This is a genomic window from Vibrio sp. 2-1-2a (assembly GCF_032648565.1).
In the GTDB taxonomy this organism is placed as follows: domain Bacteria; phylum Pseudomonadota; class Gammaproteobacteria; order Enterobacterales; family Vibrionaceae; genus Vibrio; species Vibrio diabolicus.
The window spans coordinates 201628-224181 of the sequence record NZ_WBOH01000003.1; the positions used below are offsets into that span (position 1 = coordinate 201628).

The window sequence follows — 22554 nt, forward strand, 5'->3', positions numbered from 1 at the left end:
TCAAATAACGGCAACATCTTTATGGACTAAAGTGATCTTTTTCGTCAGCCATCAGATCATAAACCTCGCTTTCATGATAGAAGAATGAAGTGAGTCACTGAACCTAGATGCATTTTCCTGCATCGTGAACCCATTGCTTGTGTAGAAATAAAACGTATGACATTGAATAAACAGCAACTTACATTGAACTGTGACATGGGTGAGAGCTTTGGCTCTTGGATTATGGGGGCAGACGAAGATGTTATGCCTCATGTTGATATGGCAAACATCGCGTGCGGTTTTCATGCTTCCGATCCTAATGTCATGCACGACACTATCACTCTCGCCAACGACAACGATGTTGATATTGGAGCACACCCGGGCTACGCCGACCTCCAAGGCTTCGGCAGGCGCAGTATAAACATGACGGGTGATGAAATTACTAACATGGTTATATACCAAGTAGGCGCTTTACAGGCACTTTGTCAGGCTCAATACACAGATATCAGCTATATAAAGCCTCATGGCGCGTTATACAACGACATGATGAAAAGTGATGCGATATTTAGATCAGTTGTAAAGGCGGCAGCTTTATTCAAAGTGCCGTTAATGATTCTAGCGTCACAGGAAAACGAAAAATACTTAGAAATCGCAGATGATTATGACGTTCCCTTGCTGTTTGAAGCATTTGCAGACCGCTTGTATCAAGATGACGGATTACTTACACCTAGGACACAGCCTGATGCCGTGTTAAAGAATGAGCATGCGATACTTGAGCAAGTCCGTACGTTAGCAGATTCTGGGCGTGTCAAAACCGCTTCTGGCGGCTACATTTTACTGGAAGCCGATACGATTTGTGTTCATGGTGACAATGAAGAGTCGATCGCTCTGATCCAAAAGATCCGTCAAAGCCTATACGCGGGAGGAAATTAATGCATAAAGAGAAATTTAGTATCTCTTTGATCTCCGAGTGCAGTATTTTCATTAAGTTTGACGAGAGTATCTCTGAAAATGCGGTCGGAGAACTTGCTCGCAACATCAAAGACACTTTAGCGTCAATCATTATGAACGTGGTCCCCTCCTATCAAACCATCCTGATTGATTACTTGCCTTTTCGAATCAATGAAAAAGATTTAGTGCATAAACTGCATCAAATGATCAGTCAGTTTGATACTCAATCGCTCAGCCTTGTTCAACCTAACCACATCACTATTCCCGTATACTACTCCGAAGAAACCGCGCTAGATTTGCCACGCTTTCAAGATCGTGGACTATCATTAGACGCGCTCATTTCCTTACATACTCAAGCCGAGTATGCGGTTTCAGCGATTGGTTTTGCTCCAGGTTTTGCATTCCTCTCCGATGTCGATACTCAATTACATATGCCAAGGTTAGCTACACCAAGAACGCAAGTACCAGCCGGAAGCGTGGGAATCGCAGACTCTAAAACAGCCGTCTATCCATCAGATAGTCCTGGCGGATGGAACATTATCGGTAGAAGCCCGCTTCCCCTTTTCTCTGATACGCCACCTTTTATACCGTTTGAAGTAGGTGACAAGGTCACGTTTAATGCCATTTCCAAACAAAAGTTTATCGAGTTAGGAGGTGTTCTATGAGTTACGCTGGATTGCTGGTGGAAAAGTCAGGGCCACTTTCTTTGATTCAAGACTTTGGTCGTTTTGGCTTAGCGCATATTGGCGTGACTCAAGGTGGCCCCGTAGATGATTACGCCTACAGTTGGGCAAACCATTTACTTGGTAACGTAGTCAATTGTGCAGCGATTGAAATTACTTTGGGTAACGCTTGCTTTGTCGCACTACATAACTGCCATCTTGCAATATGTGGTGGTGATTTGAATGCAAAAGTAGATGGTGAGCCTATCTCAAATTGGTCTGACTTTACGTTGAAGAAGGGGCAGAAGTTGCAGTTCGGAGTCGCAAAAAATGGACTTCGATCCTATCTTGCGGTTAAAGGTGGGTTCGATATTGCTCAGCACTTAGGAAGTGCCTCTACAGTCACGAGAGAATCTCTTGGTGGTTATGACTCAAATGGTGGCGCTTTAAAAGCAGGCGATATTCTTCCCTTTTTTCCTCATAACTTACCGAAACACAAACCAAGGCTGATGACATTTCGCTTTAAGCCGGATTACAACTTACCTATCAAGCTGAGAGTGATTGAAGGCTATCAAAATGAGGACTTTGATGAAGACGCTCGCCAAGCCTTTTATAGCAACGCATTCACCATATCCCCTGATTCAAATCGTATGGGCTATCGTCTTGAAGGAAACAAAATCAAACCGCCTTACGAAGGCGTACTGTCGGAAGGAATTGCGCTAGGATCGATTCAAGTTCCTAACGATGGTAATCCCATTGTGTTGCTCAACGATCACCAAACCATCGGTGGCTATCCTAAGTTTGGCTGTGTAGCACGTATTGACCTGCCAAGGTTGGCACAGGCGAAACCCGGGCAAAAAGTCAATTTTGTGAAAGGAGATAGACAAGGCTTGCAAGAAGTATGGTGCCAATGGGCTCAGTTTTTTGGATATTAGTACAACCTCTGAGCCCATACGTAACGGTTATGCAGGCATCCCATAACGCTCTGCTAATGCTTGCGGATAGTCTCGCTCTTGAGTGAGTTTAATCGCGTACTGTTCAATTTCTTGTTCAGACCAATGCACAGCGACAGGATGTTGGGATTCCACATTTTGGTTAGGTTCAATATCAAACCAGAACTGAAGCATTTTTTGCGCTGCAAGTAGTGTTGATGACGCTTTTACCACTTCTATCCGCGCGTAATGGTTGTCTTCAAAGGTCACATCGGCTGCCCTGAGTACCGGATCCGTTCCAGGAATTTGCTGGGCACCAAACAGGGCTTTTCCCCCTTTGATAGCAGAATGATAGTCGGGAATGAACTGCGCCATGTGTTTAATAGCATTATTGGTTCGTTCTTCTAAGACTTCTTCTCGCCAACCGTTACGTATCTTTGAGAGTAAAGGTACTGGCAGTTCGGGTTGAGCAGAAGACGGCGTACTCTCAACTAAGCCATCTTCAAATAGCGTAATGCCTTTCGTCATGCCGTGAAGCTGAAAATAACCATCACCATAGGGGGTCAGTTGAGCCATTCCTTTATCAGTTCCACGCGGCCCATGGAAAATAACTTCTGGCCACAGTTGTTGGCAGTCTGCCCACTTGGTTACGTAAGCGGCTTTAAACTCAACTAACCTATCACGCTTGGCACCGATGGTATTGTCAATGGATCCTGTTTCAAAACCACATGCATTGACCAAGTAGTCACATGTCATAAGATAATCAATGCCATCTCGTTCGTAACCAAGTTGCCAGTGATTACCCATCCAGTCCGCTTGTTTGAGCGTTGCTTGTGTGCATACTGAGGCGTTTGGCAGAGCGTTCAACGTTAAGTTGGCAATTGCGGCAAGGCGAAAAACACTCCAGCCATATTCCTGAACCGCCACGACTGGGTACTTTAGCGCTTCTAGATCAGCATGTTGAGCAAAAGGAATACACCACTCATCAAAGGTTGCAGGGTGACTTGGTTGAGTACGTTGTGCGAGTGCTTCTAGATCCTCTTTTGAATACAATTTGTAGTATTCGCTTGGCTCACCAAGCACTTTGTTGCTTTGATCTTTATCAACGAGCGTTTGATAAGCATTTTTCACCACCTCTAGTCGAGGAATCAGTGCGGATGGATCTCCACCATCAGAATAAGGGACTGCAATGATCGTCGGGCGAATATTCAGTGAAAGCGGATATAGGCGAACGGTATCAATGGATTGTGCTAACAAATCTAAACATTGTTGCTCAGAAATCTCTCGATATAAGTTGCCACCTGCATGTAAATGGCAAATGGGCGGACCATTTACCAGTGATACACCCTTCTCTATTACGGAAACTTTAAAACCCAGCTCCGCAAAATGAATTGCTGCTGTTGCACCTGCGACACCGCCACCAACAACAGCGATGTGCTTATCTTTGTAATTTGGAAACTCAGACTTCATTGCTTCACTAAAAATTTTATAAGGAAAATTCTTTACTAACGGTGGATTCTACTCGTGTTTGGGCTTGATTAAAATCACAAAAAGTTCATGGGTTTGCGAAATATCCAACTGCGCCTTTATGGTGCGTTAAAGTAGAAAAAAATTGCAAAAAAAGTACTTGACGACATGGTTAGGAAGACACTTTTTTATGCCTATGTGAATAACAATTTCACTGTAAGACCCATGGCGCAAAGCCTGCAGAAACACCCCACTTTTTACCCCATTTAGTTATCCCAAAAGTTATCCACTGTTTTTGTGGATAACTAAAATAAAAGTGTCATGGAGTGTTCCACATTTAATAACATTTGCAGTGATTAAGTGTTTACTGGCGTTAACAATCTTTTCAACAAACTCATTACGACAAGTGCCAACGTAACAAATGTTGCCAGTGGTAAAGCTATCCACAATTCGGGGTGAATTTGTGCGTTCAGATCGAAGCCATATGTCATTACCGCGGCCACACAAACTTCCGCAGCGAATACCGCGACACCGCTAGCTATCAACGCCATAATGCCGTATTCGGCCCACAGAGTTGTATTGATCCGTTTTTTACTTGAACCTAATGTGCGATACAAACGGATCTCCTGCTGACGTTGGGATAAGCTTAATCTCAATAGCGTAAAGATAAGTAGCAACCCCGCAACCACGCCTAAAAGAGCAAGAATAGTGATTGCCGATACGATTTGTTGAATCAAGTCCTGGATTTTTTCGCCCATGGTACGAATATCTAAAACAGATACCGTTGGGTGAGATCGAGACATAGACGTTAATAGTGCTTCGTTCCCTTCATCAATTCTATAACTGATGAGGTAAGAACCCGGTAGATTAGCCATAACGTCGGATGAGAAAATAAAGTAAAAGTTAGGCTTCATATCACGCCATTCAACATAACGAATGGTATCTACTACCGCATCGTAGTTCTGGCTATTAATAACAAAGCGCAGTTTGTCACCAAGTTCGATGCCCAAGTCATTTGCTACATCGGCTTCTACGGAGACACTCCCCTTATTTGTCCATTCACCCGCAAGCACATCATTATACTCTGGCAGTCTGTCTCCCCACGTAAGGTTCAATTCACGACGTATTGCGTCAGAGCCTTCTCCTTCATATTCAATCTCTTTGACGTTTTGACCATTAATCTCTGTCAATCGACCACGAATAATTGGATAAGCTTGTGACCGTGTAACCCCATTTTTATCTAAGGTTTCTAGGTAGCTATCGAGTTCGTAATCACCAATATTTAATGCGAAGACATTTGGCGCGTCTGCAGGTAAGGTTCTCTCCCAATCCGCGAGAATATCGCTGCGCACAAGCCAGATAATAGATAGCAGCATCAAAGACAACGCCAAAGCACCAAACTGCAGGCCACTGGTTACTGGTGTGCGGTTGATACGACTCAACGCAAGCTTCATGGCTGGTTGTGTTGAAATACGCGCAAACAATTTTGTGAGTGCGACGCTCACTGCAGCAAGCACAACAAACAGTACTGCAATACCAATAAGAACAATCCAAACTAAGGTATTATCAGCATAAAGCAAAAGTAATGGAACAACGGGGACTAGAACGAGCAACATTCGCTTCCAAGAACGTTGTGCTTTGCCCTGCTGTAGCACTTCTAAGGCTGGAGTTTTAATCAAGCCTAACAATGGTATGCCAAGGGCAGGAACGGTGATCAGGACCGCTGAGATAAACGACACTAGATATGGAGTGACGCCGTAACTAGGTAATGGCTCGGGTAATAAGTCTTTGAGTGGAATGCGCAACAAGTACTCCAGCCCACTTCCCAACAATAACCCAACGACACTGGCGCTAATGAGCAGGATTGTGACTTGAATAAACAGCCATTTTTCAATCCATCGTCGACTTGCGCCAAGGCTTTTTAGCATCGCAATGGTTTGTGTTCGACTATTCACATAGTTTTGGCAAGTAAGAACCAATGTTGTCGCTGCCATAATGATGACAATCGCAACCGTTAGAGACAAATACTGCGTCGTTCGTTCAAAGACCTCATTGCTACGACTGGCAGTATCTTGCGTGCGCCAGCGATCACTAGGAGAAAGAACAGTATCTTCTTGCAGGCCTTTTAGCGTTTTATCATCGGCTTGTAGAAACATACGGTATTGAACTCGACTCCCGACTTGAATCGCTCCTGTTTTCTCAACGTCTTTTTGATGGATGTATGCAGAAGGCATTTGTTGAAATGGGTTAAAGCTTAACCCAGGTTCCATCAGCACTGCACCTGAAACCGTAAAATCGGCATCGCCTATAGTGACGCTGTCACCCGACTTGACGTCTAGTTGAGCCATAATCCGCTCATCAAGCCAGAGTTGGTTCTCTTTAACGCGACCGGATGGGTTGTTGTCTAGTACCAGTTCTCCCATTAAAGGGTAATTGTCGTCCACTGCCCTTACGGAAATCAACTGCATACCATTGTCGCTAAATGCCATCGTGGCAAATCGTGTCATCGTCGAACGTTCTAGGTTTTCAGTCGAGGCTAACAACGTGTCAGGTATAGGATTAGCAGACACAAACACCGCATCCGCTGTCAATGCATCCTTCCCCTGTTTGACGATCACCTGCTCCATTCGCTCCGCTAATGCAGAAAGCGCAAAGATGCTCGCAATCACAAGAATAAGAGCAACGCTAATAGGCCAAAGGTTCCCCTGTCTTATTTCGCCGAAACTCCAACGTATTAGGCTTTTGTTTGACGAGTGCTTTATTGCACTGCTTCTTTCTGTCGATGTTGCTTCGCTTGATGATACTGCAGACATTACACCTCCTCCTTAAGCTCACCCGCCTCCATACGATAAATACGGTCACATCGACTTGCTAGATGACCATCGTGTGTAACTAATATCAGCGTTGTTCCATGCTGCTCATTAAGATCGAATAGCAGCTCAATCACTTTGTCTGCGGTTTGATGGTCAAGATTGCCGGTAGGCTCGTCTGCGAACAACAGTTCAGGCTGTGTCATAAAGGCACGTGCTAGCGCGACACGTTGTTGTTCACCACCAGATAATTGACTTGGAAGATGATCGACACGTTTTTCCAATCCAACAGCGGTTAATAATTCGGCGGCTCTTGCTTCGTCTTCGGCTTCACCACGTAAAAGACAAGGAAGCGTGACATTGCGTAATGCACTCAAGCTCGGGATTAATAAGAAACTTTGGAAAACAAAACCTAGAGAGTCAGCTCGAATTTTTGCGCGAGCTTCATCGTCAAGTTTTGATAACTCATGACCTAACAAGGTAATTTCACCTGATGTTGGTGTATCAAGGCCAGCTAACAACGTCATCAACGTTGACTTACCTGCACCGGAAGTACCGACGATGGCGATTTTTTCTCCTTTCCTGATGTCAACATTTACATCTTTGAGGATTGTTAATTGCTCTTGATTAGTAGAGACTTGTTTAGAAACCAAATTGGCTTGAACAATAGGTGCATTAAGTACAGGTGTTTGCATGATTCGTATACTTTCCTTAGTTCTATTTTTTTGTTTTTCCGCTACTGCACATGCGAGCGAAAAGCTACTTGTCTTAGGTGATAGCCTGAGCGCGGGCTATCAGATGCCGATCGAAAAGAGTTGGCCTAGCTTACTCCCTGATGCGTTGTCAGAACATGGTCAAGATGTAACAGTTATTAATGCCAGCATTTCTGGCGATACCACAGGCAACGGCTTAGCTCGATTACCACAGCTGCTAACCCAACACAGCCCTGATATGGTACTTATTGAGTTAGGTGCCAACGATGGCCTGAGGGGTTTCCCTCCTAAACTTATTACGTCGAATCTCTCAAAAATGATTACCATGATAAAAGATTCAGGTGCGGACGTTGTCATGATGCAAATTCGAGTTCCACCTAATTATGGTAAGCGCTATAGCGATATGTTTTACGATATCTACCCTAAGCTTGCACAACATCAACAAGTTACCTTGATGCCATTCTTCTTGGAGCATGTGGTCATCAAACCCGAGTGGATGATGGATGATGGCCTTCACCCAAAGCCTGATGCACAGCCTTGGATTGCTGACTTTGTTGCTCAAGAATTAATTAAACATCTCTAATTTTAATGGTCTAGCTCAATAAGTTTTACTTAACTTTACGTTAATCTATTTTCAATTCCACTCATCGAGGATAGATAACAACATGCGAATAGACCCTTTAATTCAAGGTGTTGTTGCTCGCTCTGCTCACCCATACGGGTGTCATGCATCCATTAAAGAGCAAATTGAATACGTAAAACACGCCCCGCAGATCAAAAGCGGTCCAAAACGGGTTTTGATTATTGGTGCTTCCTCTGGTTTCGGGTTAGCGGCTCGTATTGCCCTCACCTTCGGAGGTACTAAAGCTGATACCATTGGTGTCTCCTTCGAGCGCGGGCCTTCAGACAAAGGCGTTGGAAGTGCGGGTTGGTATAACAACATCTTTTTTAAACAAGAAGCAAATCACGCGGGGCGTACCGCCATCAATATTGTTGGTGACGCATTCTCTGACTCTGTCCGCAATCAAGTGATTGAAGCCATTGAAACGTACTTTGAAGGTGAAGTTGATTTAGTCATCTATAGCTTAGCGACGGGTGTTCGACCTAAACCAGAGTCTGATGAGTTTTGGCGCAGCGTCATTAAGCCTATTGGTGAGCCTGTTACTGGCGCTTCAATTATGCTGGAAAACGATCAGTGGGTAGAAACCATTTTAACTCCCGCAACAGAGGAAGAGGCCGAAGCCACTATCAAAGTGATGGGCGGTGAAGACTGGGAAAGCTGGATTGATACACTGATTAATAACGACTCGATTGCACAAGGCTGCAAAACCATCGCGTTTTCTTACATGGGACCAGACGTTACGCACCCTATCTATCTCGATGGTACGTTAGGTCGAGCGAAAATAGATTTACACCAAACCAGTCACTCGTTGAATCTAAAACTTGCCAACTTTGACGGCGGTGCTTACGCAACAGTGTGTAAGGCGTTGGTGACGAAAGCCAGTGTGTTCATTCCTGCGCTAAGTCCTTACCTATTAGCACTTTATCGAGTGATGAAGGAAAAAGGTACTCACGAACGTTGTATTGAACAAATGCAGCGACTGTTTACCACTAAATTGTACGCTCAAGATAAAGTGCCTGTTGACGGCGAACGCTTAATCCGGATAGACGACTTAGAGCTTGACCCGCAAGTACAACAAGAAGTCAATTCTCTTTTAGAACAAATGAACGCCAATAACTTTAAAGAGATTGGTGATTACCAAGGCTTTAAAGATGAATTTATGAAGCTAAATGGCTTTAACTTTGAAGACGTCGACTATTCGCAAGACATTTCTATTGAGTCGCTAAAATCGCTTAAACCTTAATGCTTGTTATCTGTTTCAAGTATGAGATATGTGATAACTATTCCTAGTCCTGAACACTTTTCAGGACTTTTTTTTGTTTCAAGCCCCAGCCACCCTATACTTAATTAAAAACCGAGAACAAGATAGAGCAGTCTACATTTTAAATTCACAGGAAGTGAAACCACGTAAAGGATGACCTATATGGGGAGATTGCAAACATTAGATTATGAAATCCCTGAGTCTATGCAAAAAAGCTGGCAGGAAATCGTCAACTTACTGGCTCAAATCACGCACGTACCCACCACATTAATCATGCGTATCCACCCAGATCGTATAGAAGTCAACACATCCAGTGAAACTCAAGGTAACCCCTATCGTACCGGCGATGCTGAACTACTCGGCAACGGTTTATATTGTGAGCATGTCATTGAGCATAAGAGCGAACTCATGGTTCCTAATGCGCTCGAGGATGAAGAATGGTGCAATAACCCTGACATCAAACTAGGCATGATATCTTATTGCGGTTTACCGTTATTCTGGCCAAATGGAGAGACGTTTGGAACCATCTGCATGCTTGATTCCAAGAAGAATGAATACAGCGACACTTACCGCCAATTGCTCGGAACTTTCAAAGACTCAATCGAAGCGCAGCTCTCCGTCGTGTATCAGCAACACAAACTCCAGCGTCTTAATAATGAACTCAAAAATCGAGTTGAGAACCGTACTACGGACCTAGCGCAGTTGAGTTACTCCCTAACAAAAGAGATTGATCGTCGTAAGGCCGCAGAAAAACAAGTGAGCTACCAAAAAACACACGATCAGGGAACCGGATTCTTAAACCGCGCAGCACTTGAAAGTGTTGTCGGAGAAACGCTCGGAACGTTGGATCATAGCCAGCAATCACTGCTCGTGATAAACATTGGCTTTAGTAATGCTCGCAGTATCCAAACCCGTTATGGCTTTGAGGCCTTTGACGAGATATTAAAAGAATTTCGGTATCGCCTTGGTAAACGAGAATCGAGTTATTTTGTTACCGGGAGGCCGAGCTCGAATGACCTTGTATTACTCATTTGGGGCAACGATATTGATATGAAATTGCGTAAGCTACTGGATGATATCACCAATATTGGCTTGGGAAGCTTTTATATAAAAGACACAGAGGTTCACCTCAACTCTTATATTGGTGTTGTACAAGCCCACCAAACCAGCAATGCCAAACAACTTCTTCAAAATGCATGCTATGCCATGCTGCTGTGTAAAGAGTCTGGCGAAGCGTATAGTTATTTTTGTGAAAGTCATTCGAATGAGCTAAACAACCACAATCAATTGGAAAGCTACTTATTGCAAGCGGTAAGAAATGACGACCTGATGCTGTACTTTCAGCCCAAAGTTCATCCCCATACTCACAAATGGATTGGCGCAGAAGCATTGCTGCGCTGGAGACACCCAATACTGGGAGACGTCTCTAACGAAGCATTAATACATATGGCCGAACAAAACGGACTTATTTTTGAAGTTGGCTCTTTTGTTCTTCGTACCGCGATAGACAAAGCTAAACAGTGGTCGGAGTTAATTGATAATTTCAAAATTGCCGTTAACGTATCTCCAATTCAATTACAAAACGTGAACTTTGCGGAGCAAGTGCAACACCTACTCGAATCCTTTCACTTACCAGCACATTTTCTCGAACTCGAGGTGACCGAGAGCGCTTTAATTGCCGATGAAATCGTAGCACGCACAACGCTAAACAAATTGCACGAACTAGGTGTGACGTTGTCACTAGATGACTTCGGTACAGGGTACGCCTCTTTCAGCTATTTGAAGAAATACCCATTTGATGCCATCAAGATTGATAAGAGCTTTGTCCAGCAAATGGAAAAGTCGGACGATGATCGTGCGATCATTTGCTCTATCATACACATAGCTAAAAAACTGGACCTCCAAGTGGTTATTGAGGGCATTGAATCCCCCCAACAAGAGCAGTTTCTTATTGGTGAGGGTTGTGATATTGGGCAAGGCTTTCTCTATGGTAAACCGATGCCTTGTAATGAATTTGAGCAAAGTTTGTTTAATCAGCGTCTTTCAGGCGGACAATACGCCTACTCTTCCTAAGCATTCTCTTTACTAAGGTGGCGGTGGTTTCTATAATCGCCGCCCGCTTCTATTAAAAGGCCAATATCTTCATGGATCAGTTGACTGCCACGCTTAAGAAAATTGAAAAGCAGAACTACCGCGCTTATCAGCAAATCAAAGGTCAATACGACTTCACTGATTTCACTTTGTTCATCGATCACGTACAAGGAGATCCGTATGCTTCCGCGTCACGTTTTCGTGCAACTCGCGCCTGGTCCTTGACTGGTCTGGAATGGTTGAAAGACGAGTCCCCTGCTTTTCAACGAGCAGCACGTGACTTTATTGCGCGCAGTTTTGAGCAGTTTGCTAAACAAGAAAACTCCGTATCCATTTCATTGAATGGCCAAACTGTGTTGGATAGCACCGCAGTATTGTTTACCGAGGAAGGTATTGAACTGCGTTTTCGAGTTAACTTGCCTGCTGAAGGTCGTTCAGTGTTGGGGAAAAAAGCCAACAACATACTGACTTTCCATTTGCCTAAGTTTATCCGTCGAGCGACCTTAGAACGTGAACTCGACAAAACAGCATTGATTGAGCATTGCCAAGTTGTTGAAGACCAAGATGCCCTGCGTGCACAGTTGGAAGCCAATAACCTAGTTGCGTTTGTCGCAAATGGCAGCATTCTTCCTCGAATTGCTGGCAACTGTGATCTCCCAATGAAAGAGGCGGTTGAGTTCAAAGCCCCTGAATCGCTGCAAGTGACTTTACATGCGCCAAACAAAGGCCATGTCACGGGATTAGGGATTCCAAAGGGCATTACGCTAATCGTTGGTGGCGGTTTCCACGGTAAATCTACCTTACTGAATGCGATTGAGCGTTCGATTTACGACCATATTCCAGGAGATGGTCGTGAATACATCGTAGCTGATGACAAGGCAATGAAGATCCGCGCCGAAGATGGTCGATGCGTGCATCATTTGAACCTGTCGAATTACATCAACCATTTGCCAATGGGTAAAGATACAGCGGACTTTTCGACTCAAGATGCATCAGGCTCAACATCACAAGCTGCTTGGCTTCAAGAGTCTATTGAAGCGGGTGCGAGCACGTTATTGATTGATGAAGACACCTCTGCGACGAACTTCATGATTCGAGATGAACGTATGCAGGCATTGGTGGCAAAAGGTGATGAACCAATTACCCCTCTTGTCGATCGCATTGGTCAATTGCGAGATGATCTCGATATCTCTACCATTATCGTTATGGGTGGTTCAGGCGACTACTTAGACGTTGCCGACACAGTCATTCAGATGCACGACTACCAAGCGGTTGATGTGACAGAAAAAGCGAAAGAAGTGATCGCTCAGCACCCTACTCAACGTCATAACGAATCGGAAGAACGTTTACAAACCTTCCCGCCTCGCGCCCTGAATCGCGTTGCTTTGATGAATATTCTCACTGACGGTAAATTCCGTGTGAATGCGAAAGGCAAAGAGTCACTTCGATTTGGCAAAGAGTTTACTGACCTTAGCGCTTTGGAACAGATTGAGTCCGCTGATGAAGTCAACACGATTGGCTGGTTATGGTTCCAAATCGCTCAGCTTCCAGGCTGGTGTAATCATCCAGCGAAAGAAATTGAAGAAATGCTGTCTGGTGAGTGGCATGCATCGCTTCCTAAGCAAGGGGACTTAGCCAAACCACGCACACTAGACGTAATGGCTGCGCTTAACCGCATGAGAAAATCTCAGTTTAAGCCTTCATGCTAGTTTTGATACGCTGATTGAGACAATCCAATGAAAAAAGGCAGTTAATAGTTAGCTGCCTTCCTTTATCTTTATTCATACCGAATCATTCGTTTCTCAGTACATTCCACGCTTCACAAAGAATTCTAAACCTTTCTGCATCACCATTCTCTCTATCTGGGTGCCAACGAAGCGCGAGTTTTCGCCACTGCTTTCTAATTTCTGCGGGTGTTGCATCAAGGTTAAGCTCAAACAGTGAGAGTGCTTTTGTTTTATCCACACTGACTGTAGACGAACCACCAATGAATTTTTGATAAGTGGTCCAAAATTCATTCAACAATCGACGCACTTCATCTTCGTCCGCTTCGTAGTTGCGCCAATCCAGATAATATTCACGCAAAGGATCGTTAATATCAACGATATGCCTCGAAGCTTCTAACGAAGACATCAGTTGGATATTCATCGCTTCAACTTGCAGCCAGGCATCTGGGTAAAGCGTTTCTTGCAGTTGGTATAGCGCGTTCATGATTAAGAAATTTCGTTTGAATAAATCCTTATCAGGAGAGTCATCCAATGTCGAAATGTAGCCCTGTTCACTCAACTTGCTTGCTAAGGTGTGAACTTTCCAATCGGAAGGCTGCTTTCTAAGAATTTCTAGCATTGGCCAAAGCAACGGGTTTTCTATTGCGTGAGTCTCAATACTACTGACCGTGCGTTGTCCTTCCATTCATCCTCTCTGTTTTTAATATTGAAGCATCGCACTAATCTCAGAGAAAGCTGCTCATCTGTACTGGTAAAAATGCTTGCTGACGCGTGTTTCAGGCCTAATTTCTGTGGCACCGAATGAAGCGTGGGTATCATTTTGTACCATAAACAACAAAAGGCCGATAGTCATCAACCATCGGCCTTTGTAAGGAGATCACGTAAAGGTTAAATAACCCCTAGTTCACGTAAACGTTCCATAAGGTAGCTGTGTGCGGTGTAGCGCTCTGACAAAACCACTTCTGGCTTTGGATGCAAGAACAACGGTAATGAAATACGCGACTTTTCTTGACGGCCACCCGTTGGGTTGATTACACGGTGAGTCGTTGAAGGAAAGTAACCGCCCGACGCTTCTTGAAGCATATCACCAATGTTGATGATTAAGTTTCCGAAGTCACATGGTACATCTATCCAATCACCTTCTTTGCTCTTTACTTGCAGTCCAGGCTCATTAGCGGCTGGCAGAACCGTTAGTAGGTTAATGTCTTCATGCGCAGCAGCACGAATAGCGCCAGGCTCTTCTTCGCCTGTCATTGGTGGGTAGTGAAGAACGCGTAGTAATGTTTTGTCGCTGTTATTGATCATTTCTGACAACGCGATAGAAAACTTCTCTTGAACGTCCTTAGGTGCGTACGCTTCAACCCAGCCTAATAGCTCCTGAGCAAATGCATTCGCCCGCTCATAGTACTCTAAGATTTCAGCTTTAAGTTGCTCTGGGATCTGGCCCCAAGGGTAAACATGAAAGTACTCTTTGATGTCTTTCACTTTGTGCCCTTTCGCTACTTCAGACACAGAAGGTGGGAAGTAGCCATCTTGGGTGTCTACGTTAAAGTGAAAATCATTCTTTTGATCTGAACAGAAAAACTCATGCCAGTTTTTGTAAATTGACTCTACAAGCTCTTGTGGAATCGGGTGGTTTTTTAACACACCGAACCCTGTTTCGCGCAGAGAGGTAACGAACTGTTGAGCAGCATCGTCAGCAAGATAATCGACAGTTTCCAGTTTCATGGCTTTACTTCTTTTTTATTAGACTGAATCACGGATTCTATGGATGGGCATGTTGTAAATCAAACTTTAATGAAAAGTGCACGCGCAAACGTTTTAATGTTGAGCAGTTTGGCAATAAATCAACATTTTCAGTGATCAAAAACACCATCAAAATAACAATTGCACACCGTTCAATTAAGTGTAATCATTACCCAAGTCTATGGAGTCCCACTGTAAGATAAATTGAAGGATCAAGTAACTCTATGAAAAGCACCTCGACACTCTTAGGATTGACGATTTTTTATGCCATCGTGTTTTTATTTTCTGCGTTAGAACCTAACTCACGTGCCGTTTGGTTTGCAGAGATTATCCCAGCAATTGGTATTCTTGTTGCTATTTGGGTAATCTCGATTCGCTATCAATTCAGTAATACGGCTTACTTTTTAATGTTCATTTGGCTCTGTTTGCACACTATCGGAGCGAAATATACGTTTTCTGAAGTACCATTTGACTGGTTTAACGACATGATTGGTTCAGATAGAAACAACTTTGATCGCGTTGCGCACTTTTCGATTGGCCTTTATGCGTATCCGATAGCTGAATACTTGATACACAAGAACAAGTTCAACAAAACGTTCTCTTGCTGGTTTGCTTTGTTTGCGATCATGTCGCTTGCTGCAGGCTATGAGATTATCGAATGGTGGTATGCAGAATTGGCTGGCGGCGATGAAGGAATCGCCTTTCTGGGCTCACAAGGTGACATATGGGACGCCCAGAAAGATATGTTGTGCGACACCATCGGTGCAGCGTTGTCGCTGTTTTTAATGTCGGCTCAGCGTCGATTCTCTCAGCCACTCTAAATAAGGGTTAAACCCATCAACAATTGGAACCTGTACGATCTGTGCTACTTCATATTCGTGCAGGTTTTCTATTTTCTCTTCCACCAATTCATAGAGCTCTCGGCGAGTTTTGATCACCAGCAACCATTCGTTGTCAGTACAAATCTCCCCTTTCCACACATAGTGACTTTCAATAGGCATCGTTTGAATACACGCGGCTAATTGGGCATCTAGCAAACCTTTAATGATCTGATCTCGATTTTTTTCGTTGCTGGTTGTGCTTAACACCATGCAGTAGTCATGTTTTATACTCATTTTCTAGCCCTTCATTTTTTCATCGTCACTTTACCGCCAATCATTTTGTAAGCGGGCGTTCCTCTCACTAGGGTGTCTCTTGCAAACTCTTGCCCGCAACTGGGGCAGATGCATGGGGTTTGTGTTAAATCGTCAACAATGCGCTCTTTGAAGCATTTGACCAGTGCGCCTTTTCCGCCTTTACGGTACTTGAATAGTTGAGTTTTACACTTTGAGCAATAGATATCGACGGTTTTCGTCGGCTGTTTCTTATTCGGTTTCGCCATGATTATTTTCTATATCAGGTTTTACCCATACGTTATTAAAGTCAAACCAACCTAAGGCATTACACTTTGCATTTTGTAAGGCACCGCTGTGGTCTTTATTGACACCCAACCAGCAGTGAAACATCGGAATCACCTGACAACTTTTTACCAACTGACGTCCTAACTCACGTGCAGGGAAGTCTGGATAAACACCAGCACGCCACTGATCAACGAGCTTAGCCCAATCGCTAAAATCGTAACCAGAACTGAATTTCTCAATATCACTGTAATCCAGAAGCCAGCCCGCTAACGCGTCATTTCGGTTCGTTGCGATGCCCATGGCTTTCACCCAAATATCCACTTCCTCAGGTGCGGGCGGTTGAGAATCATAACGAATAAACTCGACCTCTATACCATGCGGTTTTAAGAGTGTCTTGATGGCCTTGGCAACTACTGGAAACATCGGATGCTTTTTCTGATACGCTACAGAAATCACCTTATCAGCCTGCGGCACGCTGCCCGCCTCTGCTGGCCTAAGGTCAATCCAACCTGGCTTAAGGCCAAAAGCTTGCAACACTCCCAGTTCCATCACTTTATCTTGAGGAACATGCGCGTAAATCTGGTGACTGTTGAGAGTTTGTGATAGAAATTCTGCCCAGCGTGGATCTTTTGCAATCCCGGTGTTTTTGTTTAGTAATAGGAATGTACAGCCAGGGTCCAGCTCGACTTCATCAGATGAACCTTGTTTATCCATCTTTGGCTTAGACAAGCTTGGATAGACCATTGAAGAGTACGCTTCATCAATTACCCACACCTCTACTTGGTCCAGCAAGGGACGAAAGCCAAAGTAGCCATCAAAAGCAGTCAAAATGAGACGCTTATCATCATTCATTTTAACTTGGAACGGCCCTGTCCCAATCGGTTGTCTATCGAAGTTTTCTGAACGTAAAGCGCTTGGTAGCAAAATTTTTGCTTGCGACTCACTCAGCGCCAAAGGCAGGTAGCGATCAGGACGAACAAGTTCAATATCGACGGTCCATTCCTGTGGTGAAGATACCTTTTTTATGTGAGAAAACAGGTTCAGGCTACTTAGTGCGAGCACACTTTCAAGTACACAACTGGTTGTTAACGGTTCACCATTATGAAAACGCACCCCACGACGAAGATAAAAACGCCAGTGCGTATCAGAAATGGCTTCCCATGTGTGGGCTAAATCTGGCTGAAGTTGTTCATTTTCATCAAGGCGAGTTAGCCCGCTAAAAATTTGTCTGGCGATGTGCTGTTCTGAACGCCGCATCGGTTTCTGTGGGTTTAACATCGCCAATGGTCGATAATATGGCAAACGTACCACCTGTTCGCCCTGCCGATGCTGAAGCCCTAAATAACCCTGAATAACCTGCGTTAATCGAGCCGCGTCGTTATCAAGCGCATCTAGAGCCTGGCCAATTTTCCCTTCGTCAAGATAACGTCTGGCGAGGTTTTCACTGACATCGCTACGATTACGTTTGAAAACGAGTTTTGAGAGTTTTCCTCGACCCGCCGCTGGATGCCACTCAATCCAGCCCTCCTCTTCTAATTTATTGAGAACAATACGGGCATTGCGACGTGTACAAAACAGCGCTTCGGTAATGTCTTCTAGCTGAACGTCCGTATCGTGACCGGCGAATTTTTCAAACAGTGTTTCGAACTGAACACGTAAACGAGGGCTACTCATAAAGAGGAAATTCTTATCTTATTGTTGATAAGCTAAGTTTCCTCATTTTTATCAAAAAGTGCAAACGTCACGCAGTAAATTATTGAATATCGATGCCAATTTCTCGTGCAAGATCGGCAAGTTGTTCCTCATTATCCAGCTTGATAGACCATTTACACTCTGCACCATGAGATAAAACAACGTTCGCTCCTCTACCCAGTAACTGGATAGAATCGGTTTGCGCTTGTAAGGTTACCATTGCACTGCCGGAGAGCTTAATCACGATTTCACGCTGGGTAGCAATGATTTTTCCTAATGAAAACTCAATCACCATCTTGCTTTATACCGACTTCGTTTTATGTTGCTTCACTGCGATAGTTAAGCGACTGGTACACACTAATCGGCCTCGTTCATCAGTTATGTCGATTTGCCACACTTGTGTTGAAACGCCAAGGTGTACGGGTTTTGCCGTACCAATCACATGACCACTTCGCATTGCACGTACATGGTTCGCGTTGATATCCAAACCGACACAGTAACTCCCCTCATCGACAGAGAAGTTTGCAGCTAAAGAGCCTAATGTTTCTGCGAGCACGACTGATGCACCACCGTGAAGCATTCCTAAAGGTTGATGAGTAAAGCTGCATACGGGCATAGTTGCTGTAAGGGAGTCATCCGTGAAATCTGTGTATTCAATTTGTAGGTGCTCGATCAGGGTATTTTTTGATGTAGCATTCAGAATCTCTATGCTAACGGGCTTTTTCCATATACTCATTGTTTTACTCTTAATTTCACAAATTGGTTTGTCGGATTGTTACGATTTATTAGAGAGCTAGCATAGACTTTACTTAGGTCTAACTTCAAGGTGTAACATCTTGGCCTCTTTGCCAGTTGATGAATAATTTGATCCATGCATCATGTTACTATTTGGGTATATACTATTGCTTCAAAACAAAAATAATTTAGATGGAGCCTATTATGAAGGTATGGATGAAAGCCTCTGCTCTTTTAACTATCGCGGGCTTAACGGCATGTAGCGCATCACCGACCGGCCGTAACCAGATCCTGATGTTTTCAGATCAAGAAATGTCATCGCTTGGCGCCAAATCTTTCGAACAAATGAAGAAAGATATCCCAATCAGCAAAGATCGCAAAACGAATGCCTATGTACAATGCGTTGCCAAACACATCACTGACACCATCCCTGCGCAAGCTGGATTTAAAGATTGGGAGGTGGTTGTTTTTGATAGTGAACAAGTCAATGCGTTTGCTCTACCTGGTGGGAAGATCGGCGTTTACACAGGGCTTTTAGGTGTCGCGAAAAACCAAGATCAGTTGGCAACAGTCATTGGTCACGAAGTGGCTCACGTCCTTGCTGACCACAGTAATGAACGCCTTTCACAAAGCCAGTTAGCAAATGCGGGATTGTCTCTGGCAAACGTTGCTATAGGAGCTTCCGAGTACAAACAGTATCAGCAAATGACGATGGCGGCACTTGGTGTCGGTGTCCAATACGGTGTTATTTTGCCATACGGTCGTACACAGGAATCCGAGGCTGATATTGTCGGGCTTGAGTTTATGGCAAAAGCAGGCTTCGACCCACGTCAAAGTGTCGATTTATGGAAAAATATGAGTGCTGCATCAGGTGGTTCTCAACCGCCTGAATTCTTCTCAACTCACCCATCGCACAGTACGCGTATTAAAGATTTACAAGCAACCATAAATAAGTTGCCTGCGTATAAGGCGAAAGCGCCAAAATGTGGCTAAACTTCTGCTAAAAGCGGCTATTATTCGCAAAAAAGCTCCCTAGGGAGCTTTTTTTAATGGGTATAAGGAATAGTTTAAGTACCCAGTATCTGTAGTGGCAAGCTCAACAGGCTATCTCCAAGGGTAGCAAAATACCAAATGATAGCGACAAAACCACCGACAGAAACCAAGTACCAAGCAAGTGAGAAGAGTTGTCCGTAACGGGTTAACGGCAATAAATGACTATGATGTCGACCTCTCCATTCCATGACCACTTCTAGCATCCCCATTAACAATAAAAACCCTAGCAACGTCAGCCCGAAAGAATAGCTGATAAAAATACCCAATAAGGCAGCAGCTATACTGCCGACTAATCCAACCCAAGTGTTCATTGAGAAGGTAATGCTTTTGAGTACATGACCACCATCTAGTGGCAGAATAGGCAACAGATTAAACAGGTTTAGTAACGCGTTAAACACTGCTAGGCCAGCGAAGAGCACCTCTCCAGTCATCCAATAAAGCAAAGTAAACGCGATGCTAAGAACTAAACCAAAAAATGGTCCCATAATCGAGATAACCACATCTTGCCAGCGTGTGTTGATCTTTTCATCACTCAGCGCTAAACCGCCAAGAAATGGAATCAAATAGATGCCCTTGGTCTTCATTCCAAAGTACTTCATCGCTCTGATATGGCCATACTCATGGAAAACTAAACAGGCGATCAAAGCTAACGCGAACTCGATAGAAAATAGCCAAGAATATGCAGCAAGACTTGCAGATGCTAGCGCCACTTTGATTACTTTCGCACTCTTGAGTGCTTTCATTCCAAGCGATACTAGCCCTATCACACTTAAACGCTTTTCCGTTGGCGGCTCAACTTCTGGTACTTGGCGTTCGATGTCTTTTTCATTTCGGCAACCTTCGCTAATAAGCTCATCGTTAATTGTGACCTTGTAACTCAATTCAAACGGTTGCCATGTTAATGAACACTCCAAATCGCATACCAGGACTTCCTCCCCTGCAGAGAGTCTAAACTGGTGAAGACAAGTGTCTGCAACATTATCACTGGCATCTATTTGGGACACCAAGGTGTTATCCCAATATAACTGCTGCCAACCAGCCATCGATCCTTCGAGCCTTAACGAACGACCTAAAAATTCAATATTCAGTAATTCCAACACGATTCCTATTGCGTCTATTGAATAACAACAAAGCGAGGCGCGAATTATGCCTGCTAAGTACAGAAACGGCAAAGCCCGCTATCTCTTGGTTTGAATGCCATTTAACCATAAAGCCCGTAAAACAATTCTGGTCGTACCATTCTCTTAAAAAATATAACGATAATACATGCCCTTACGAATCACCGTTTGACCTATGCATCATATTTAAAACGCAAAATACGCTCAAACTTTGACAAGTTATTAAACATACAATTAACATTACATTTACATCACGGTTGTATTTCACGTATTAACAACTGGTGTAAGTATCACACAACAATTACAAGGACTTCGGTCCAACACTATGACACCCTAGGAGGGTCAAGGATGAACAAGAAGCACTGCTCTCTGCTTACAATTTCGATATTGTTTGCGTGTAATGCCCATTCAGCGGGCTTCCAGGTAGCTGAGCATTCAGCATCTGGTCTTGGTCGAGCATTTTCAGGTGAAGGAGCGGTCGCAGACAATGCCAGCGTTCTTGCACGAAACCCAGCAGCGATGACGCTTTTCAAAGAAGCTCAATTCTCGGGCGCGTTATCTATCATCGATCCTGAAGTCGATGTGTATGACACAGTTAACAAAGAACATGCGAAAGATGTTGCCCCTTTACAAGTCGTGCCAGCGGGTTATTACATCAGCCCTATCAACGATAACTGGGCTTGGGGTATCGGTATGTTCACAACATACGGTGTTGCTACTGATTATCCAGATGATATTTCTGCGGGTGACATGGCGGGTGACACTTCCCTACTTTCAGTAAACATCAACCCTAATGTCGCTTACCGTATCAATGAGTCTTTCAGTGTCGGTGGCGGTATCAACCTAGTGTACGCGGAAGCGGAGCTGACTCGTCATAAAGGCGCACTCGCCGGTATTTTAGGTGGTAATAAGTCCGATAACCTTGTCGGCATGGAAGGCGAAACTTTTGCTTGGGGTTGGAATATTGGCGCTTTGTACGAGCTAAATGAAAACAACCGTTTTGGCTTTGGTTACCGTTCTAAAGTTGATCTAGATTTTGACGACGGTGAGTTTAGTAGTTACGACTCAGGCCGAGCTCCATCACCAAAAGTGGATGGCCGTTTAAAAATCTCTCTCCCTTCAATTATCGAATTATCGGCTTTCCATCAACTGAATGAACAATGGGCAGTACATTACGGCTGGCAACAGACCGATTGGAGCACATTTAAAGAACTGAAAGCGACGAGTCCTCAATGTAATGATGGAACTGCTGGTCAATGTTTCTACAAACCAGAGAAATACGAAGACAACAACCGTTATTCTATTGGTGCAACTTACACCCTCAATGCGGATTGGACATTCCGTGCAGGCTTTGCATACGACGAACAAGCAGGTGAAGCCACATTGAGCATCCCTGACAGTGACCGTTTTTGGTACAGCGCGGGCCTGACTTACGCAATGAATGAGAATTTAACTTTCGATGCAGGCTTTGCACTTGTTAAGAGTAAATCAGGCTCTTTCACCGAGACGAACGCTCAGGATGAAGAGATCAAGTTCGACTCTGAAGGTACTGCTTACATCAGCGCGGTACAGATGAACTACACCTTCAAATAATG

21 protein-coding genes are annotated in these 22554 nt (G+C 44.1%); 10 read left to right on the plus strand and 11 right to left on the minus strand.

Annotated features, from left to right (window positions below; genetic code table 11):
- The first annotated feature begins 156 nt into the window (after nt 1–156).
- Genes F7Y48_RS09305 through F7Y48_RS09315 form a run of 3 tightly spaced genes read left to right on the plus strand, consistent with a single transcriptional unit; the run spans nt 157 to nt 2527 of the window.
- Nucleotides 157–912, plus strand: coding sequence for a 5-oxoprolinase subunit PxpA (locus F7Y48_RS09305; RefSeq protein ID WP_316683670.1), 756 nt, complete (start codon nt 157–159; stop codon nt 910–912).
- Nucleotides 912–1595 (plus strand): 5-oxoprolinase subunit B family protein, encoded by a 684-nt coding sequence (locus F7Y48_RS09310; protein ID WP_065646253.1) that lies wholly within the window; start codon nt 912–914, stop codon nt 1593–1595. The genes F7Y48_RS09305 and F7Y48_RS09310 overlap by 1 nt, the downstream gene beginning before the upstream one ends.
- Nucleotides 1592–2527 carry a biotin-dependent carboxyltransferase family protein gene (locus F7Y48_RS09315; RefSeq protein ID WP_046876110.1) on the plus strand — a complete coding sequence of 312 codons (936 nt, stop codon included), beginning with the start codon at nt 1592–1594 and terminating at the stop codon, nt 2525–2527. The genes F7Y48_RS09310 and F7Y48_RS09315 overlap by 4 nt, the downstream gene beginning before the upstream one ends.
- Nucleotides 2528–2554: 27 nt before the next feature.
- Here the strand turns inward: F7Y48_RS09315 and F7Y48_RS09320 are convergent, their stop codons facing one another.
- From F7Y48_RS09320 to F7Y48_RS09330, 3 genes are all read right to left on the minus strand, one after another.
- Nucleotides 2555–3994: an FAD-dependent oxidoreductase gene (locus F7Y48_RS09320; protein WP_012842296.1), complete on the minus strand. Its 1440-nt coding sequence runs from the start codon at nt 3992–3994 to the stop codon at nt 2555–2557.
- Between the two features lie 353 nt (nt 3995–4347).
- On the minus strand, nt 4348–6804 hold the full coding sequence (locus tag F7Y48_RS09325) for an ABC transporter permease (protein WP_316683672.1): 2457 nt from the start codon (nt 6802–6804) through the stop codon (nt 4348–4350).
- On the minus strand, nt 6804–7496 hold the full coding sequence (locus F7Y48_RS09330; protein WP_005395482.1) for an ABC transporter ATP-binding protein: 693 nt from the start codon (nt 7494–7496) through the stop codon (nt 6804–6806). The genes F7Y48_RS09325 and F7Y48_RS09330 overlap by 1 nt, the downstream gene beginning before the upstream one ends.
- On the opposite strand from F7Y48_RS09330, the gene tesA reads away from it, so the two are divergent.
- The 4 genes from tesA (at nt 7495) to F7Y48_RS09350 (ending at nt 13197) form a co-directional block, all read left to right on the plus strand.
- Complete coding sequence (gene tesA / locus F7Y48_RS09335) at nt 7495–8097, plus strand: multifunctional acyl-CoA thioesterase I/protease I/lysophospholipase L1 (protein ID WP_005395483.1); 603 nt, start codon at nt 7495–7497, stop codon at nt 8095–8097. The two genes, F7Y48_RS09330 and tesA, sit on opposite strands and share 2 nt — an antisense overlap.
- An 82-nt stretch (nt 8098–8179) precedes the next feature.
- The gene (gene fabV, locus F7Y48_RS09340) at nt 8180–9379 is read left to right on the plus strand and encodes an enoyl-ACP reductase FabV (protein WP_316683673.1); all 1200 of its coding nucleotides are present in this window, start codon (nt 8180–8182) and stop codon (nt 9377–9379) included.
- A 180-nt stretch (nt 9380–9559) separates the two neighbouring features.
- Nucleotides 9560–11470 (plus strand): EAL domain-containing protein, encoded by a 1911-nt coding sequence (locus F7Y48_RS09345; protein WP_053808423.1) that lies wholly within the window; start codon nt 9560–9562, stop codon nt 11468–11470.
- Nucleotides 11471–11541: 71 nt separating this feature from the next.
- Nucleotides 11542–13197 carry an ABC-ATPase domain-containing protein gene (locus F7Y48_RS09350; protein ID WP_182036303.1) on the plus strand — a complete coding sequence of 552 codons (1656 nt, stop codon included), beginning with the start codon at nt 11542–11544 and terminating at the stop codon, nt 13195–13197.
- An 82-nt stretch (nt 13198–13279) separates the two neighbouring features.
- Here the strand turns inward: F7Y48_RS09350 and F7Y48_RS09355 are convergent, their stop codons facing one another.
- Complete coding sequence (locus F7Y48_RS09355) at nt 13280–13900, minus strand: DNA-J related domain-containing protein (protein ID WP_150916615.1); 621 nt, start codon at nt 13898–13900, stop codon at nt 13280–13282.
- A 203-nt stretch (nt 13901–14103) separates the two neighbouring features.
- Nucleotides 14104–14943, minus strand: a complete 840-nt coding sequence (locus F7Y48_RS09360; RefSeq protein WP_005376329.1) for an isopenicillin N synthase family dioxygenase — start codon at nt 14941–14943, stop codon at nt 14104–14106.
- Nucleotides 14944–15185: 242 nt separating this feature from the next.
- On the opposite strand from F7Y48_RS09360, the gene F7Y48_RS09365 reads away from it, so the two are divergent.
- Nucleotides 15186–15782, plus strand: a complete 597-nt coding sequence (locus F7Y48_RS09365; protein WP_316683674.1) for a DUF2238 domain-containing protein — start codon at nt 15186–15188, stop codon at nt 15780–15782.
- On the opposite strand, the gene cutA is transcribed toward F7Y48_RS09365, so the two are convergent.
- The 5 genes from cutA to F7Y48_RS09390 form a co-directional block, all read right to left on the minus strand.
- Nucleotides 15744–16076, minus strand: a complete 333-nt coding sequence (cutA, locus tag F7Y48_RS09370; RefSeq protein WP_031780471.1) for a divalent-cation tolerance protein CutA — start codon at nt 16074–16076, stop codon at nt 15744–15746. The genes F7Y48_RS09365 and cutA overlap by 39 nt on opposite strands.
- Nucleotides 16077–16087: 11 nt before the next feature.
- Nucleotides 16088–16342 (minus strand): hypothetical protein, encoded by a 255-nt coding sequence (locus tag F7Y48_RS09375; protein WP_164665623.1) that lies wholly within the window; start codon nt 16340–16342, stop codon nt 16088–16090.
- A complete protein-coding gene (locus tag F7Y48_RS09380; protein ID WP_301606863.1) occupies nt 16326–18035 on the minus strand; it encodes an SgrR family transcriptional regulator in 1710 nt (569 codons plus the stop codon). The genes F7Y48_RS09375 and F7Y48_RS09380 overlap by 17 nt, the downstream gene beginning before the upstream one ends.
- 79 nt (nt 18036–18114) lie before the next feature.
- Nucleotides 18115–18348: a DUF3389 domain-containing protein gene (locus F7Y48_RS09385; protein WP_005395503.1), complete on the minus strand. Its 234-nt coding sequence runs from the start codon at nt 18346–18348 to the stop codon at nt 18115–18117.
- 6 nt (nt 18349–18354) lie between these two features.
- A complete protein-coding gene (locus F7Y48_RS09390) occupies nt 18355–18789 on the minus strand; it encodes a hotdog fold thioesterase (protein ID WP_012842307.1) in 435 nt (144 codons plus the stop codon).
- Between the two features lie 203 nt (nt 18790–18992).
- Here F7Y48_RS09390 and F7Y48_RS09395 point away from each other — a divergent pair, with 203 nt between their 5' ends.
- Nucleotides 18993–19781, plus strand: a complete 789-nt coding sequence (locus F7Y48_RS09395) for a M48 family metallopeptidase (RefSeq protein WP_152814675.1) — start codon at nt 18993–18995, stop codon at nt 19779–19781.
- Between the two features lie 74 nt (nt 19782–19855).
- Here the strand turns inward: F7Y48_RS09395 and F7Y48_RS09400 are convergent, their stop codons facing one another.
- Nucleotides 19856–20884 carry a site-2 protease family protein gene (locus F7Y48_RS09400; protein ID WP_257887997.1) on the minus strand — a complete coding sequence of 343 codons (1029 nt, stop codon included), beginning with the start codon at nt 20882–20884 and terminating at the stop codon, nt 19856–19858.
- Between the two features lie 423 nt (nt 20885–21307).
- On the opposite strand from F7Y48_RS09400, the gene F7Y48_RS09405 reads away from it, so the two are divergent.
- Nucleotides 21308–22552, plus strand: a complete 1245-nt coding sequence (locus F7Y48_RS09405) for an outer membrane protein transport protein (protein ID WP_005395507.1) — start codon at nt 21308–21310, stop codon at nt 22550–22552.
- The last annotated feature ends 2 nt before the right edge of the window (nt 22553–22554 follow it).

Excerpts from the sequence above, each read along its gene's own strand:
- cutA (WP_031780471.1), bottom strand. The coding sequence starts at position 16,076 with ATGAGTATAAAACATGACTACTGCATGGTGTTAAGCACAACCAGCAAC.
- F7Y48_RS09345 (WP_053808423.1), top strand. The coding sequence starts at position 9,560 with ATGGGGAGATTGCAAACATTAGATTATGAAATCCCTGAGTCTATGCAA.
- F7Y48_RS09385 (WP_005395503.1), bottom strand. The coding sequence starts at position 18,348 with ATGGTGATTGAGTTTTCATTAGGAAAAATCATTGCTACCCAGCGTGAA.
- F7Y48_RS09305 (WP_316683670.1), top strand. The coding sequence starts at position 157 with ATGACATTGAATAAACAGCAACTTACATTGAACTGTGACATGGGTGAG.
- F7Y48_RS09365 (WP_316683674.1), top strand. The coding sequence starts at position 15,186 with ATGAAAAGCACCTCGACACTCTTAGGATTGACGATTTTTTATGCCATC.
- F7Y48_RS09380 (WP_301606863.1), bottom strand. The coding sequence starts at position 18,035 with ATGAGTAGCCCTCGTTTACGTGTTCAGTTCGAAACACTGTTTGAAAAA.
- F7Y48_RS09390 (WP_012842307.1), bottom strand. The coding sequence starts at position 18,789 with ATGAGTATATGGAAAAAGCCCGTTAGCATAGAGATTCTGAATGCTACA.
- F7Y48_RS09400 (WP_257887997.1), bottom strand. The coding sequence starts at position 20,884 with ATGGCTGGTTGGCAGCAGTTATATTGGGATAACACCTTGGTGTCCCAA.
- F7Y48_RS09360 (WP_005376329.1), bottom strand. The coding sequence starts at position 14,943 with ATGAAACTGGAAACTGTCGATTATCTTGCTGACGATGCTGCTCAACAG.
- F7Y48_RS09310 (WP_065646253.1), top strand. The coding sequence starts at position 912 with ATGCATAAAGAGAAATTTAGTATCTCTTTGATCTCCGAGTGCAGTATT.
- F7Y48_RS09350 (WP_182036303.1), top strand. The coding sequence starts at position 11,542 with ATGGATCAGTTGACTGCCACGCTTAAGAAAATTGAAAAGCAGAACTAC.
- F7Y48_RS09325 (WP_316683672.1), bottom strand. The coding sequence starts at position 6,804 with ATGTCTGCAGTATCATCAAGCGAAGCAACATCGACAGAAAGAAGCAGT.
- fabV (WP_316683673.1), top strand. The coding sequence starts at position 8,180 with ATGCGAATAGACCCTTTAATTCAAGGTGTTGTTGCTCGCTCTGCTCAC.
- F7Y48_RS09330 (WP_005395482.1), bottom strand. The coding sequence starts at position 7,496 with ATGCAAACACCTGTACTTAATGCACCTATTGTTCAAGCCAATTTGGTT.
- F7Y48_RS09395 (WP_152814675.1), top strand. The coding sequence starts at position 18,993 with ATGAAGGTATGGATGAAAGCCTCTGCTCTTTTAACTATCGCGGGCTTA.
- tesA (WP_005395483.1), top strand. The coding sequence starts at position 7,495 with ATGATTCGTATACTTTCCTTAGTTCTATTTTTTTGTTTTTCCGCTACT.
- F7Y48_RS09315 (WP_046876110.1), top strand. The coding sequence starts at position 1,592 with ATGAGTTACGCTGGATTGCTGGTGGAAAAGTCAGGGCCACTTTCTTTG.
- F7Y48_RS09405 (WP_005395507.1), top strand. The coding sequence starts at position 21,308 with ATGAACAAGAAGCACTGCTCTCTGCTTACAATTTCGATATTGTTTGCG.
- F7Y48_RS09320 (WP_012842296.1), bottom strand. The coding sequence starts at position 3,994 with ATGAAGTCTGAGTTTCCAAATTACAAAGATAAGCACATCGCTGTTGTT.
- F7Y48_RS09375 (WP_164665623.1), bottom strand. The coding sequence starts at position 16,342 with ATGGCGAAACCGAATAAGAAACAGCCGACGAAAACCGTCGATATCTAT.
- F7Y48_RS09355 (WP_150916615.1), bottom strand. The coding sequence starts at position 13,900 with ATGGAAGGACAACGCACGGTCAGTAGTATTGAGACTCACGCAATAGAA.